Source organism: Bacillus sp. CR71 (genome assembly GCF_003429245.1).
Taxonomy (GTDB): domain Bacteria; phylum Bacillota; class Bacilli; order Bacillales; family Bacillaceae_G; genus Bacillus_A; species Bacillus_A thuringiensis_S.
Window position 1 is genome coordinate 1820410 of the sequence record NZ_CP031748.1, and the last position, 17596, is coordinate 1838005.

Sequence of the window (17596 nt, forward strand, 5' to 3'; positions counted from 1 at the left end):
TCTAATCAACTATTAGAGCATAAGAATGTTCAACAAGCAGTAGTAATAGATCAAGTAGATTCAAACGGGAAAAAATTCCTATGTGCGTATATTGTTGTAGATGATGAAAAAGTCATGGGAAGTATTCGAGAATATCTAGCACAAAAGTTGCCAGAATATATGATTCCGCAATATTTTGTGAAATTAGAGCAATTGCCACTGACTCCAAATGGAAAAATCGATCGTAAAGTGTTGCTTGCTTTGGAAATAAGAAAAAATAAATTGGAAGAAAAAGCCCCTAAGTTGTTAACACGAACAGAAAATATAATTAAACAGTTAATCGGTGAGGTATTACATGTTGGGGATATTAGCTTAAATGAAAGTTTTTTTGAACTGGGAGGATCATCTATACATTTAATTCAAATGCATAGGAAGCTAGAACAATTATATCCTGGGAAATGTAAAATAACAGATATGTTTATTTATAACACCGTATCAAAACTAGCAAAGTTTATTGATAAAAATGATATTGAGATATCGAAAGCTCAGAATATTTATACTGCTGAAGGGAAAATTACAGCATTATTAACACAAAAAATTAGAAGCATTGCTCATAAAGAAAAAGTACAGTTAGAAGATTTATTAATAGCTTTCTCAACATATTTGTTTACAAAAATAACAAATAAGATGAATATGAAAGTTCAAACGTTATTGGATAGTGAAAATGTAAAAACTATCACTTTGGATATGAATAATTTACATGATTTCAATACTATGTTTAAAGAAATTTATAAGCAGCGTAAGCAAAGTATAAACATAAAGACAACCAATAATAAACATTTGGAAAGTAACAATTTTGATTACCTTATGTATAATCAAACATTCTTGAAGGGAAAAATTGATCCTTTAGCACTGTCTAATACTAGTATAGAAGTTAAGGAATTAAATAATATAGTTCATTTTACAATTAAATCTAATAAGGAAAGAATAGCGATGCACACATTACAGGAACTATCTAATATGTTTATCAAGCTAATAGAAATGATAATAAGTAAATATTCCATTAAGGGGTAGGTTTTATGGAAAAGATTGCAATGGTATTTCCGGGACAGGGTTCTCAATATGTTGGAATGGGGAAAGCTCTTTGTAAAGAGTTTTCCCTTGCAAAAATGGTATTTGAAGAAGCGTCAGACGTTTTGCACATGGACTTGAAGAAAATATGTTTTTCAGGAGATTCTAAGGTATTAACAAGTACTGAGAATGCACAACCAGCTATTCTAGCAACAAGTGTGGCTATGTTTCGTGTATATTTACAGGAGTTTGGTGTTTTTCCTGATTATGTCGCTGGCCATAGCTTAGGCGAGTTTTCAGCATTAACTTGTATGCAAGCCATTTCATTTTCTGATGCTCTAAAATTAGTTAGAACAAGGGGACAGTTAATGAAAACGGCAAGTGATATGCATACCGGTATGATGTTAGCGGTAAATAACTTTGATAAGAATATTTTAAAAGAAGTTTTAGAAAAGGTAAATGGACAAGGTAATTTAGTAAGTGTTGCTTGTTATAATTCCCCGACTCAAACAGTTATCTCAGGTAATGCACAGGCCATTCAGCAAGTAGAGAGTTATTTGAAACAAAAAAAGGTTAGTACAAACTTATTGAATGTTAGTGCTCCTTTTCATTCAAGTTTAATGGAATCAGTAGCCGAAAGTTTTACAAGACATTTAGATAATAATAAATATCATTCATTTAAAGGGAAAATTATTTCAAATACTACAGCTTTGCCCTATGTTAGCATAGAAGAAATGAAGAGGAACCTAACACTTCAAATCACTAAACCAGTTAAATGGAGTCAAACAATAGACTATCTAAAAAATCAAGGAGTAACAATTGCGATTGAAATGGGTCCTAAAGGTGTATTAACTAATTTGTCTAAAGGAAATGTTCAAGAAATGGAATTTTTTTCTTATGATAATGGGACGGATAAAAAGCTATTATTTGACAGGTTGAATGTTGCTCCAAGGCCTAAATATTCTTTGATAACTAGATGTTTAGGAATGATGGTAGCGACGAAAAATTATAATACCAATACTTCCGAATATGCATCAGGAGTTATTGAGTCGATCAGAATGTTAAGAAAGATTCAAGAAAATCTTGAATTAAATGATAAAAAACCATCTATAGAACAAATGCATTATGCATTAAAACTTCTAAAAACAGTATTTGATACAAAAAGAGTCCCTTTTCAAGAACAACAAAAACGTTTTGAAAAATTATATGAAGAAACAGGAGTGAAATACTCTTTTTAATTTGAATTTTCATTGAAGTTTTTAAGGATGGAGGAGAATCATGTTAAATTTTAACGATATAAAATTGGAAGATTTCATGGACAATAGTTTGAAAAATAAAGATTTAGATAAAAGTGATGATGATATTGCGATAATTGGTATGGCAGGTGTATTTCCATTAGCTGATAATGTTCAAAGTTTTTGGGAGAATATACGTTTAGGTACAGATTGTGTTCATGCTATTCCAAATTTGAGAAAAGAGCAAGCGGATAAATATTTACATCATGTAAATATATTGAATACAAATGAATATAGATATAAAAAAATGGGTTATATTGATCAGATAGATAATTTTGATTACAAATTTTTTAATTTATCACCTAAAGAAGCAAGTTTAATGGACCCGAAACAAAGATTGTTTCTTCAAGTTGCTTATCAAGCTATTGAGCATGCTGGTTATGGAGGAAAGAGATTAAATGGCACAGAGACAGGAGTATTTGTAGGCCATAGTGAATTAGGCGGAATAAGCTATAGAGAAATGATTCAAAATATTGAACCAGATTCATATATGACAGGATTTATTGGGAATTTACCATCAGTTATTCCAAGTAGAATATCTTATCTTTTAGACTTAAATGGGCCAAGCATGTTAATTGATACGTCCTGTTCATCATCGCTTACCTCTTTATATTTAGCATGTCAGGCTATTAAAAATGGCGATTGTAAACAAGCCATTGTTGGTACCGCGCATATTAATTTATTACCGTTTGAAATAGAACAAAAGTTAGGCATTGAAGCTTCGGATTATAGAACAAGATCATTTGATGATGGTGCGGAAGGGACTGGATCTGGAGAGGGAGTTATAGCTATTCTAATAAAGCCTTTAAATTGTGCGATAGAAGATGGGGATCATATAGAAGCTGTTATAAAAGGGGGGGCAATTAACCAAGATGGAAATTCAATTGCATTGACAGCACCAAATGTAGAAGCTCAAGAAAAGGTAATTTGTCAAGCGTGGGAAAATGCTGGAGTATCTCCCGAAGACATTACGTATATAGAAGCACATGCTACAGGGACATCTCTAGGTGATCCAATTGAAATAGCTGGTTTAGAAAAAGCGTTTGAAAGGTTTACTGAGCGAAAGCAATTTTGTGCAATCGGTTCTGTAAAGTCTAATTTAGGACATTTAGAGGCAGCGGCTGGATTGGCTGGAGTTGTAAAGAGTGTCATGGCCATGAAAATGAAGGAGTTGCCACCTTCAATCCATTTTTACCGTCCTAATCGTAAAATAGAATTTGAGTCATCTCCTGTATTTGTGAATGATTTGTTACTACCCTGGGAAAATGGAGGGAAAGCTAGGGTTTGTGGTGTAAGTTCATTTGGAATGAGTGGAACTAATTGCCATATTGTCTTGTCAGAATGGAATAATGAGAATTCTGTAAATAACCATCAATATAATAACATGTTTCATTTATTAACTATCTCAGCAAAAAGTGAAAAAGCAGTGAAAGAATTAATAAAAAAATACCAAAAATTATTAAATGAAAACCAGTATGACCTTAGAGATTTATGTTATACAGCAAATACTGGAAGAGGGCATTATAATTACCGCCTTGCTATCATATTCCAAAGTGAGGAAGAACTTAAGACAAAATTAAATTTGCTAGTTACTGAAGAAAATTTAAAAAATCAAAAAAAACAAGGGGTTTTTTGGGGGGAATACTCACTAATAAATAGAAGGACAGATGAAAACATAAAAGTTTTAAGTGAGTTAAACATAAAAAAGTCAAGCCAAGAAGCGTTAAGATATATAAATCAAATAGAAAATCCTTATTACGTAAAAGGAAATGAATTGCAAAATATATGTGAATACTACATTGAAGGAGCAGATATTGATTGGGGTTTTCTGTATAAAGGTGAATTGCGGAAAAAAGTAATTTTACCTATATATGTATTTGACAAATACCCATGCTGGTTAAGTATCCCAGAAAAAAATGACAGTAAAGAGTTTAGTTTGAATATTTCTCATTTACTAAAAGACTCTAAGGTGCCTGCTGATTTAAAAAAAGAAATAGAAAATTTAACAATGAAATGGGATAGTTATATATCAATTAATAACAGTGTTGAGGATATATTAAGTGAAATAAAAATAGTTGGAAAAGATAAACAAAATTATTCTAAAAATGAATTACTTGTAGCAAAGGTATGGGCAGAAGAATTAGGATTAAAGACTATTCATATAATTGATAACTTCTTTGAACTAGGTGGCGATTCAATAATAGCTTTAAAAGTTATCAATAAATTGAATAGATATTTATCTTTAGAGTGGAAAGTCACTGATTTATTAAAATACCCAATTTTTAAAGATTTAATAAGGCATATAGATAAAGACGCTAGTGAAAAAGTTACTAAATTAAAAAATGACATTGAGTTAAGTAAAGTAATGGATTATTACCCCATTTCATCTGCCCAAAAAAGAATATATATAATGGAACAATTTACAAGTGGAACAACAACGTATAATATGCCACAAGCTTTTATACTAGAGGGGAATTTAAATTTAGAAAAAGTAAAACAATCCTTTCTCGATCTAATGGAAAAACAAGAGTCATTAAGAACTTCATTTCAGTTAATTAATGGCCAACCTGTACAAAAAATCCATGCTTCACTGCCATTTGAAGTTGAAGAAATAAAAATTAAAGAAAATATAAATACAACTATTCGGAATTTTATTAGACCATTTAATTTACAAGAACCACCATTATTTCGAGTAGGTATTGGTGAAATAGAAGAAAATAAATATTTATTATTACTAGACATTCATCATATCATTGCAGATGGAACTTCTATGGCGATTTTTACAAATGAATTTATAAAAGCATATTCGGGACAAGAGATTTATAAACCAAATAGACAATATAAGGACTTTACAAATTGGAAAGAAAATATGGTAAATAGTCATGAATATCAAAAACAAGAGGAATTTTATAAAAGAATTTTCTCAGGAGAGATACCAATTCTAAATTTACCGACTGATTTTTCACGGTCTGATAGGCTAACATATAGTGGAGAAAAATTTATTTGCTATTCTTCAAAAGAATTAGAAAGTAAGTTGAGAAAGTTAGCATTAACAGCCGAAACAACTTTATTTACTGTTTTGTTATCAGCTTATTATCTTTTAATGTATAAATATACTCTTCAAAAGGATATTGTAGTTGGCACGTTAATAAATGGTCGCCCACATTATTATTTAGAAAATGTTATAGGGATGTTTGTTGACACAATTCCTATAAGAACTAGCATACAAACAAATCAAAGCTTTTTTGACTTTATGAGAAACACAAAGAAAAATGTTATGGAGTTCTTTGATAATTCGAATTATCCATTCGAAAAAATAGTTGAAAATATAAAAGTAAAACGTGAAGCAGCAAGAAATCCTTTATTTGATACAATGTTTGTACTTCAAAATATGGAGAAACCTAATTTTGATCTTGAGGGTGTTTCTTTGGAAAAGTATCCATTTGAAAATAATACTTCTATGTTTGATATTACGTTGTTTGCTTCTGAACAAGCTCAGGGTATAGAATTTTCATTTGAATTTAGTACTCAACTGTTTAAAAGAGAAACAATTAAAATGATGAGTGAACATTATTTGAAGATCTTAGATGATATTACTTCAAACCCTGAAATACAGATTAATGATATTTTGAGAGAAAAGCCTACGCAAATTAATTTAAATGTAGAAAATATAGAGTTTCAATTTTGAATTCATTAGAAAGGTGAATGAAAATGGGTAAAACAACGAATGATCCGTATGTAACAAATCAAATTTTTGAGAATCAAAAAGGTTATTGGAAAGAAAAACTAAAAGGAGAAGTTGCTATGAGCAGCTTCCCAACAGATAAGTCACGTGTTTTATTAAAAGAATATAAAAAAGAAATTGTAAAATTAAAATTTCCTGATGAATTGGTAAGAGATGTTTTTCGGATAAGTAAAAATTCTGAGTTAGGAACCTATATTTTATTACTATCAGGAATCATGTATTTAGTATATAAATATACTGATAACGAAGATGTTGTTATTGGAACTCCTATAATTAATATGGGAGGGGATGAGGAGACAATAAATCAGTTACTTACTTTAAGAAAGAAAATTAATAGTCAAATAAGCTTTCGAGATTGGATAAATGAAGTTAAAGGAGTTGTAGTGGAAGCATTACAAAATCAAGAAATTCCTTACCAAAAGATTTTACAAGAGAATAAAATCTTATTAGAAGATGAAAAAATGCCCTTGTTCCCAATAGTTACATTACTAGAAGAAATACAAGATATAAATTACATAAAGCCGATATTTGCGGATATTGCATTTATATTTAATTTAAACGACGGCATTGAAATAAAAGTTGAATTTAATGAAAACGTATATTTTAGAGAAACAATAGAGGCGATGCTACGTACACTAATATTGTATTATGAGGAGACAACAACAAATCCAGATGTTCTACTAAAAAATATAAATGCTACATCTGAATATGATTCTAACAAAATTTTATTTGAATTTAATTCCAATATAGAGGCGATTAATCAAGAATTTAATGAACCAATTCATGTCTTAATAGAAAAACAAGCAAAATTAACACCGAATAAAATAGCTTTAAAGTTTGAAGAAACAGTACTAACTTTTGAGGAGCTTAATAAATGTGCTAATCGTTTAGCTCAGTATTTAATTAGCGAGTATACCATAGATTCAAATGAGTGTGTAGGTATCTTACTTGAGAGATCACATTATACCATTGTAGCAATGTTAGGGGTTTTAAAAGCAGGCGCTTCTTATGTACCTATTGATCCGACTTTACCTACAAATAGAATTAAAAATATTATAGATAATACTGCAATAAAAGTTATTATTTCGAAATCTAATTATGTTCAGATGCTAAATAAACTTCAGTGGGAATGTTTCGAATTTAAAGCTTATGTATGTTTGGATAGTAATAACATTGAAGAAATGGAAGATACACATAATAATGAATTAATGGATCCGAAATTATGGAATCATATTGGAGCTAGTACAAATAATAGAATAGGTATGGGTGGTTGGATAAATAGTTATACAGGAGAAGAATTTAGTAGGGAGGAGATGGAAGAGTATTCAAATAACGTTTTGAGAAAATTGACTCCTTATTTACATGAAAATATTCGTGTATTGGAAATAGGTTGTGCATCTGGTATTACAATGTACAAGATAGCGCCATATTGTAAATTATATTATGGTACTGATATGTCAAATGTGACTATTGAAAAAAATAAAAACTACATTAAAAAACAGGGTATTGAAAATATTAAATTAGAATGTTTAGCAGCTCATGAAATTGGGCAAATTAAGCAGAAATTTGATGTGATTATCATTAATAGTACAGTTCAATATTTTCCAGGTCATAATTACTTGAAAAAGGTTATAAATATTGCCACAGATATGTTGGATCAGAAAGGTGTTATATTTCTTGGTGATATAATGGATCAGGATAAAAAATCTGAAATGATTGAATCACTTGTTCATTTTTCTAAAAGTAACCCAAATTATAGAACCAAAGTTGATTTTTCATCAGAGTTATTTCTAGCAAAATCTTGGTTTAATGATTTGCAAATAAAAAGCCATATAATTCATTCATTAAATATATCGGGAAAAAATTGCAAAATTGAAAATGAGCTGACAAAGTATCGCTATGATGTGATTTTAGAAGTAAATAAACTCATAGTAAAAGAGTCTAATGAATCTAATCTGTTGAAAAAACAGCATGATTATAAGAAGTTGTTAGAGTATAGTTCTGAAAATCTGGATTTACAGATACAAGAGAATCAAATAGCGTATGTTATTTTCACATCGGGATCAACTGGAAAGCCTAAAGGAGTACAAATACAACATCAGGCACTTACTAACTTTGTAGAAGCTATGAGGAATATATTAAATGAAAAACAAACTACTGTAATGTTAGCATTAACAGGTATATCATTTGATATATTTATTTTAGAATCTTTATATTCATTAGCGGTAGGATTAAAAGTTATAATTGCAAATGAGAAGCAACATATGAATATTAAAGAAATAAATAAATTAATTATGGATAATCAAGTTGATATAATACAATTGACACCTTCAAGATTAAAATTATTAATTGAGGATGCAAGCGGTCTTGAAAAATTAAAAGTAATTATAGTAGGCGGAGAATCTTTTCCAAAAGAATTACTAAAACAGGTTCAGCAGCATACAACAGCTGATATTTATAATGCATACGGTCCTACAGAAGCTACAGTGTGGGCTACATATAAAAAAGTTACTAAAGATACTGAAATAACGATCGGAACCCCTCTTATGAATTATCAGTGCTTTATTGTTAATCCAAATGATTACTTAAAGTTACAACCTATTGGTGGGGTTGGAGAATTAGTTATAGCTGGTAAAGGCTTGTCAAAAGGGTATCTAAACAATCATAAATTAAACAAAGAACAATTTGTTAATAATCCTTTTAGTGAAGAATCCTTAATGTATAAAACTGGAGATTTAGCTCGCTATCTTCCAACAGGAGACATTCAATTTCTAGGAAGAAAAGATAATCAAGTTAAGTTAAATGGATATAGAATAGAGCTAGAAGAAATTGAATCTATATTAAAAAATTATTATTGTATCGAAGAAGCTAAAGTGATAGTGAAACAAGATGAAAAAGCGACTTTATATGCCTTTTTGGTTATAAAAGAGAAAAAAGAGTTTAGTGGTTCAGAATTACGTAAGTATTTGTTAGGAATATTACCGAAATATATGGTCCCATCAAACTTTATATGTATAGATAAAATACCATTAAATGCAAATGGGAAAACTGATCGAAATGCATTATTACAAATACTTCAAAAAAGAGAAAAGAATAAAAGAGTTGAACCAAGTAGTGAAAGAGAAAAACTACTTGCAGACTTATGGGGGAAAGTATTAAATACTGAGTTTATTAGTATATATGACAATTTCTTCGAACTTGGTGGTAATTCTATAAAAGCGATAGAGATAATTTCTGAGTTGGTAGATTTATTCGAGGTATCTATTAATGACGTATATGCATTTCCTACAATTTTTGAGTTTGCAAAGAATATGACTTATAAGCAAAATTATTTAAAAAACAAACTAGATAAAATAACACAAGACATAGGTTTAATAAATCATAACGATATTGAAGCATTAGAGGAATATAAAGATATCTATACTAATGATGTTAAGCGCTATTCTAATGAAGTTCTTTTGTCACAAAAGAATTATAACAATATATTTTTAACAGGAGGAACAGGGTACCTAGGAATTCATTTAGTTAATGAAATATTAAACAGAACAGAATCAACTATATATCTATTAGTCAATTCAATTTCAGTAGAAGCTGCTAAAGAAAAATTAAATAAAAGATTTCTTTATTACTTTAATGAAGAAAATCTATTAAAGAAATATCAATCCAGAATCAATATTATCTTAGGAGATATTACCCAAAATAAATTTGGTATGGAATGTAAGGAATATGAGAAACTGTCTTATAAAATAGATTGTGTTCTTCATAGTGCGGCAAAAATAAAACATTATGGGAACTGGGAAGATTTCCATAATGTTAATATCGAAGGAACAAAAAATGTATTGAAGTTTGCAAAGACAGGTTTAAAAAAAGATTTCAACTATATATCTACACTTAGTATAGCAAGTGGTGGTGATTATGTCATATTTAGTGAATATGACAAAAAGGGAAATCATATGATTGAAAACTACTATTTAAGAAGTAAAGTACTAGCAGAAGAAGCTGTACTAGTTGCAAGGGATTCTGGACTGAATTGTAATATATATCGTTTAAATTCTTTATTTATGAATTATTGCTCCAAAAAAATGCCTTATAATTTTAAAGAAGAAGGCTTCTATATGGTAATAAAGGCAATGAATAATTTAGGAATCTATCCTTTTTTAATAAATCCAGTACTAGATTTATCAGGGGTAAATCAGGTAGCAGAAGCCATAGTAACCCTTTTTAATAAAGAGTGTCTTCAAAATGAGATTTTTCATGTTTTTAACCCTAATAAGATTAGTTGGAATGATATGGGGATTGTTGCTCAATCTTTGGGTATAGCGGTTGATGTTGTTAATTTTGATGATTTTGTTCAATATTTATCTAATCACCTTGAAGACCCAATGAAAAGACAATCTGTAATTCAAGTTTTATTAAATTCATTTTTATTTAGAAATACTAAGGAATCAAATTTTCTAAGAGTGTGTGACAGAACAAATTTAATGTTAGAGCGTTTAGGGTTTAAATGGTTATCAAATCATAATGAATATATAGAAAAATTTTATAATCAATTAGATTAAATAAAATAAATATAGGTTGTTGGTGAGAATTATCAACAACCTATATTTAACTTTAACGATGAGAGTTTTGAAGTATATTATATTGATGCACAAAGAATTTATTTGTTTTAGGTAAAAAAAGTGATAAAATGTTAGTAAGTACTTACTAATATAAATCTACTATCAAGGCACTGTAAGGTAAAAAAATTTAAAGATTGGGGAGATAAGAATGAATAATAAATTAACTCATAGCTTTGCTTTATTTGCTTTAATCTCAGGTTTTTTTATGGCAATTTTAGATTCAAACATAGTTAATATTGTCTTACCTGAAATGACAATCAGTTTTAACACTTCGGTAGAACATATTTCTTGGGTTATAAATAGTTATAATTTAGCATTTGCTGTTTGTTTGTTACCTATGGCAAAATTAGCTGATCGATTTGGACGTAAAAAGTTTTATGTAATAGGTTTATTTGTATTTACAATTAGTTCTTTATTATGTGGACTATCTATTTCATTGGAAACAATAGTCCTATTTAGAGTAATTCAAGGAATTTCAGCAGCTATAATTGTTCCGGTGGCAATGCCTTTAGGTTTAGAATTAGTACCAAAAGAAAAGCAAGGGATTATAGGAGGAATAATGGGGGCCTTTGGAGGACTTGCTGCAGCTATAGGACCGGCTTTGGGGGGAATACTAAGTGATCAATTAAGCTGGAAGTGGATTTTTTTCATAAATATTCCTATAGGATTGATTGCCTGTGTATTAGTATTGATTTTATTTAAAGAATCTTATGATGAATTATCAGAGAAGAAAATAGATTGGTTAGGGGTATTGTTATCTTCTCTATTTTTATTTACTTTAGTTTTAGCTTTATTAAAAGTGAATGACGATAGTTGGAACAAAGAGTATATAATTTTATTATTTGTAATATCTATTATTAGTTTTATAAGTTTTATTAATATTGAAAAAAAATCAAAGTATCCAATATTACCACTTTGGCTATTTAATAATCGTCAATTTTCAGTCGGAAATCTATTGCTATTTATAGTAGGAATGGGTATGATGAATATCATTTTTTTATTATCATTTTTTTTAACACAGGTTCAAGGAATAAGTGAATTGAAAGCAGGTCTGATAATTAGTGTATTGGCCATATTTTCTATGATTGTGACAACTATAATGACACCTATAGCCACTAAAAAAGGTAGTAGATGGATAGGAATGGCAGGAATGTTGTTATTAGCTGTTACTACTTACTCTTTTACTACAATGTCTACAGATTTTACAAGTTTAGATTATATTTGGCGAGTAGCAGTAGGTGGGGTAGGAACAGGATGTACACTTGCTCCAATATCTACTACTGCAATTTTAAGTGTTCCTGTTAATAAGTCGGGTATGGCTTCTAGCATAACAAATATATCTCGTACTATTGGTAGTATATTAGGTGTAGCAGTTTTAGTAGCATTACTAAATAATCAATTGGAATCACAACTAAATCTGGTCAAAAAAGAAATGGTAAACAAAGTTGAACATACAAATATGCCAAAAGAAATAAAAGAGAAATTAATTATAAATGTTCAACAAATAGATAGAAAACATATGAAAGACACATCTTCTAAAGATTCTTTAGAGAAATTTATTTATCAAATAGAAGAAAGAAAAAAAGTTGCTATACATAATACTCCTGAAGAGCTTGCAGAAAAAGTAAATCAAGATTTTGAATTACAAGAAAAAACAATCTCGGATATATATCAGGATGCAAAGAAGCAATATAAAAAAGCGATTACTAATAGTTTTAATAATACGTATAGATATAGTTGTATTATTTTGATTTTAGGAATTATTTTTTCGGTATTTAATACAGCAAAAAGACAGGAATCTGTATATTATTTAAAATCATAAGCAGTTTGTGTAGTACAGATTTTATGAAATTTAATGTGAGGTAGGAGCAGATGCAAATAATCGCCGTAAATATATCAGAGGAGCTTTCTGTCAATGATTTTGAAGAACTTCTTAGCTATGTTCCATTAGAAAAACAAAAAAAAATAAAGAGTTTTTTGCATTTTAAAGATGCAAAACGAACATTAGTTGGAGAAATATTAGTTAGATCTATACTAGGTAAACAGTTATCATTAAAGAACAAAGATATTAATATATATTACAATGCCTATGGTAAGCCTTATATAAAGAGAGAGGGAAATTATTTCAATCTATCACATTCAGGAGATTGGGTGGTTTGTGCATTTGATTCATCACCAGTGGGAATTGATGTAGAAATTATTAAATTGATAGATTTAAGTCTAGTGCTATCTTTTTTTTCCACTGAAGAAGCGGAATATGTATTTTCCATTAAATCACAAAACGAACAAATTAATAGATTTTACGATTTATGGACTTTAAAAGAGAGTTATATTAAAGCGATTGGGAGAGGGTTATCGATACCTTTGGAGTCATTTTCAATTGATTTAAGAAATTATTTAAAAATAATTAAAATGAAAAGTTTATTGGATAATCGATATTATTATTTTAAAAAATTATTCATAGATGAAAATCATAAATTATCTATCTGTACTATGCATCCACAAATATCTAATGAAATTGTATTTAAAAAGATTAAAGAGATTATCTCTTTAATGAAAGAGAATGCTTAACTAAAATAACGGCTTATACTAAAACAAAATTGCTGTTGGGGGTTTGTGGGGACCTAGAAGAGTGATAAAGAAGTTTCTTTTAATACTCTTAGATTAATAACAAAAGAAAATACAGTGTTTTTTTGCGGTTTTTAGTATTTGTTATAATGGAGAATTTATAGCACAAGAAATTATAAATACAAATATAATTAAAAAATTACTAACGAGGATTATGAAGGTGGGGGATTTTTGTTAATTGAAAACAATTAGTATTCCATAATTTTAATTATCGGGTGTGAAAAAAGGGGAAATATGTATGGTTTACTGCCTATCAATCGTACTTAATATTATGCAAGTTGAGTGCGGACAAAATATAAAGATTTAAGGATACATACAATTGTGTGCTTCATGATGTAATAAGTGAGGATATAAGATCATTGTAATAGTTAGGTGTCGTGCAAATATATATAACATAAACATCTTTTAATATTTGTAGAGGTATATTAAAAAGCTTCATTTTAATAAAATCAAAATGAAGATAAAGTATCTAGAAATTAGGAGGAATTACGTGAATGAGGAATTAAATTATCTGGCTGAATCCTTTATAGATTGCCAAATAGCTACTGAGAAAATAATTGGGTCAGAATATAGTGATTTTATAGCCCTTGCTAACCTATCAAAAGAACTAGCATCTTTTAATAGATTTACAAATGTAGAAGTAATAGACCTTTGGCGGAATTATCGGATTAATAAATATATACAAAGAAAATATAGATTAACCCCTCATTATTACAAAGGATTTAAAGAAATAGTAGGATTAGATAACATTTATTTGTGTAAAAAAGCTCAGGGATTTTTTTGTACTTTTCAATTTGGTGATTTTAATCTCATTGATTATCAATTATGTAAAATATTTAAAACAAATGTTTTTTTAACTCGAAGTAAATATTTGAATATTTCCGATTTAAAAAAGATTAAGGAAGATGAGATTTATCCTGGTTTGTTATTTTTAGATAACTTTTTGTGTAAGTGGATTAGTACAGAAGATAATAATACAACTTTTTTAAACCTAACATTTAAATCAGAAGCAATTAATTTATTATGTTCATTAAAAAAACCGTTATGTTTATTGATTGCTGATAAGAATAGAAATGGAGAATCACGTTTGGTAGCCTATAATTTATTTAAATCAATACATGTAGGTCAGAATAAAAAACAAAAATTATTTACATGTATATTAGAACCCTTTAATTTGAAAGTGAGATTATATCCTCATTTATGGGGATTATGGGATAAACTCTACACTTATGAAATAAGGAGTGAGGAAAATCTTAAATTTACAAAATTAGAAGTTGATTGGTTTGATAATGATAAAAGTTTAGGGCTAAATATAAAGACGGGAAATATATTGAATTTGGAAAAAAGTACAAAATCTAACCTTAAAGTTCTAGAGCGAGTATAGTGAAATGGATACAACTTGATTGATAGATTTTAAAGAGAGTTAATAATCATGTAGAGAAAGCTCGCTGTTAAAGAGCAAATTATGATTTGTCTACTACAACGAGATAGTTAAAGTATTCTATGGATAAAATTATAAAAAATTCTAATTTTTTAAAGTTTAATACATAAATTATTGTGGCATTTCCTTACAGTACCATCTTTTTTAGAAAAATGATGGTAAATTGAAGGTAGATAGTATCGATAAAATTAATTGCAATGAAGAGAGTATAAAAAACAATGTAAATGAAAAGATAGTGGTTAAAAAATAGAGAAAAAGACACCAAATTTTATGGTGTCTTTTTTTGTTTAAGGATATCAAAGAAATTGTTATATTATGAGTTTCTATTGTGAAGCCATAAAGAATAAGCGTATAATATTATAGGTCTCACATTTGCGAGACAAACCGCGAATGATAAATAAGATTGTTGTTTTATCATCGCTTCTAAACATATATACAATGAAAGTAACACTGGAATACAGATAGGGAGTTATAAAATGAAATTAATTATTGCCGAGAAACCAGATCAAGGGTTGGCTCTTGTTTCACAGTTTAAATATCGCCGGAAAGATGGATATTTAGAAGTAGAAGCGAATGAGTTATTTCCAAATGGAGCGTACTGTACATGGGCAATTGGTCATTTGACGCAGTTATGTAATCCAGAGCATTATCACGCAGAGTGGAAAAAATGGTCACTTAATACGTTACCGATGATTCCAGAGCGTTTTCAATTTGAAGTTACAAAGTCAAAGTATAAGCAATTTAACGTTGTGAAACAGCTGTTACATAATCCACAGGTAACAGAAATTATTCACGCAGGCGATGCTGGGCGTGAAGGGGAACTGATCGTACGAAATATTATTAATCTTTGTAACGTGCAAAAGCCTATGAAGCGTCTATGGATTTCGTCTTTAACGAAGCAAGCTATTTATCAAGGGTTTAAAAATTTACTTGATGAATCAGATACAATTAATACGTATTACGAAGCATACACAAGATCTTGTGCTGACTGGGTTGTTGGCATGAATGCATCACGTGTGTTTAGTATTTTGTTAAAGAAAAAAGGAATGAATGATGTATTTTCTGCTGGTCGTGTCCAAACACCAACGTTAGCATTGATTGTAAAGCGTGAGAAAGAAATTGAAAACTTTAAGTCAGAGCCTTTCTGGGAAGTGTTTGCAACCTTTAATATAGAAGGAAAGAAATATGACGGGAAATGGGAGAAGGATAATGAATACCGCTTAAAAGACCCTGATATGGCGAATAAAATTGCGGCATTTTGCCAAGGGAAACCGGCTGTTGTGAAGGAAATGAAAACGGAGCGTAAAGAGTTTCAGCCGCCGCTTTTATTCAACTTATCATCACTGCAAGCAACGGCAAATAAAGCCTTTAAGTTTTCACCGAAAAAGACGCTTGATATAACGCAAGCACTCTATCAAAAAGGGATTGTTTCTTATCCACGTTCAGATTCTAACTATGTTACTCAAGGAGAAGCAGCGACTTTCCCTGATATTTTACAGAAGTTAAGTCAGTTTGATGAATATAAAGGTTTATTACCGGCTCCGGTTGAATCCATTATGAACAATAAGCGTTATGTAAATGAAAAGAAAGTAACAGATCACTACGCGATTATTCCGACAGAGCAAGTTACAAACCCAAGCAGACTATCAGGTGATGAAAAGAAAATATACGATATGATCGTAAGAAGGCTTATTGCAGCTCATTATGAAGTTGCAATCTTTGACTATACAACGATTGTAACGCTTGTAGATGAACGTGCTGAATTCATTTCAAAAGGAAAACAGCAAATTCAAGAAGGTTGGCGTAAAGTTATTTTCCAAGATGATAAAGATGACGAAACAATTCTTCCAATTGTTGCTGAAGGCGAAGAAGGAAAAGTTGTAAAGGTGAAAGTGAAAGAAGGAAAAACACAGCCGCCGAAGCGTTATACAGAAGGACAACTTATTACGTTAATGAAAACGGCAGGTAAGTATTTAGAGAATGAAGAGCTTGAGAAAGTATTAAAGAAAACAGAAGGTTTAGGTACTGAGGCAACTCGTGCAGGTATTATTACGATGCTGAAAGACCGTAAATATATAGATGTGCAGAAAAACCAAGTGTATGCGACCGATAAAGGAAAAGTATTAATTACAGCAATCGGTGATAAAATACTCGCTTCACCAGAAATGACTGCAAAATGGGAGCAACGCCTTGCGGAAATCGGGGAAGGTACAGCTTCACCAGCTACATTTATGGAACAGACGAAAAAGCTATCAGCTAAAATTATTGAAGACGCAGTGGAAATGTCTGAGAAGTGGGATTTCACGGGACTACATGTTGAATCGGTTGAACGAAAAGGATCGAAATTTACAACGGGTAAAAAGGTTGGTAGCTGTAAAAAATGTGATGGAGATGTAATTGATAAGTCAACGTTTTACGGTTGTTCTAACTATAATACAACGCAATGTGATTTCACCATTTCAAAGAAGATATTAAGTAAAACAATTTCGCAAAAGAATATGACAAAGCTCTTAAAAGGTGAAAAGACTGATTTAATTAAAGGCTTTAAAAAGGGCGAGAAAACGTTTGATGCGAAATTAGAGTGGAAAGATAATAAGATTAATTTTGTATTTGAGAATTAATTTGTTAAAAGAGCATGACATAAAACTGTCATGCTCTTTTGTTTTTTCTTTTATATAAAATTTAACGATAAAAAAAAACCTTTAAATAATAATTTTTTATTGTAAAACGATAAATTTTGTATTAAAATCAAAATCATAATAAATGAGTGAGATGCTTTTGTTAAAAGGTAACAACCTTATTTTTAAAATTAGAGGAG

8 protein-coding genes are annotated in these 17596 nt (G+C 29.6%); all 8 read left to right on the forward strand.

The genetic code is table 11. The features are described 5' to 3' along the window. On the forward strand, positions 1–1053 hold a 1053-nt coding region (locus DOS87_RS09400), incomplete at its 5' end, for a phosphopantetheine-binding protein (RefSeq protein ID WP_242476149.1). A gap of 5 nt (positions 1054–1058) precedes the next feature. After that, complete coding sequence (gene fabD, locus DOS87_RS09405; protein ID WP_061667412.1) at positions 1059–2288, forward strand: ACP S-malonyltransferase; 1230 nt, start codon at positions 1059–1061, stop codon at positions 2286–2288. A gap of 40 nt (positions 2289–2328) precedes the next feature. Next, complete coding sequence (locus DOS87_RS09410) at positions 2329–6033, forward strand: condensation domain-containing protein (protein ID WP_098506315.1); 3705 nt, start codon at positions 2329–2331, stop codon at positions 6031–6033. A gap of 23 nt (positions 6034–6056) precedes the next feature. Continuing rightward, the gene (locus tag DOS87_RS09415) at positions 6057–10649 is read left to right on the forward strand and encodes an AMP-binding protein (RefSeq protein ID WP_170953248.1); all 4593 of its coding nucleotides are present in this window, start codon (positions 6057–6059) and stop codon (positions 10647–10649) included. Between the two features lie 208 nt (positions 10650–10857). Continuing rightward, positions 10858–12531: an MFS transporter gene (locus DOS87_RS09420; RefSeq protein ID WP_016122316.1), complete on the forward strand. Its 1674-nt coding sequence runs from the start codon at positions 10858–10860 to the stop codon at positions 12529–12531. A gap of 50 nt (positions 12532–12581) precedes the next feature. Next, positions 12582–13280: a 4'-phosphopantetheinyl transferase family protein gene (locus DOS87_RS09425; RefSeq protein WP_208730245.1), complete on the forward strand. Its 699-nt coding sequence runs from the start codon at positions 12582–12584 to the stop codon at positions 13278–13280. Between the two features lie 547 nt (positions 13281–13827). Further along, positions 13828–14721, forward strand: coding sequence for a hypothetical protein (locus DOS87_RS09430; protein WP_098506306.1), 894 nt, complete (start codon positions 13828–13830; stop codon positions 14719–14721). Between the two features lie 533 nt (positions 14722–15254). After that, the gene (gene topB, locus DOS87_RS09435) at positions 15255–17399 is read left to right on the forward strand and encodes a DNA topoisomerase III (RefSeq protein WP_000766773.1); all 2145 of its coding nucleotides are present in this window, start codon (positions 15255–15257) and stop codon (positions 17397–17399) included. The last annotated feature ends 197 nt before the right edge of the window (positions 17400–17596 follow it).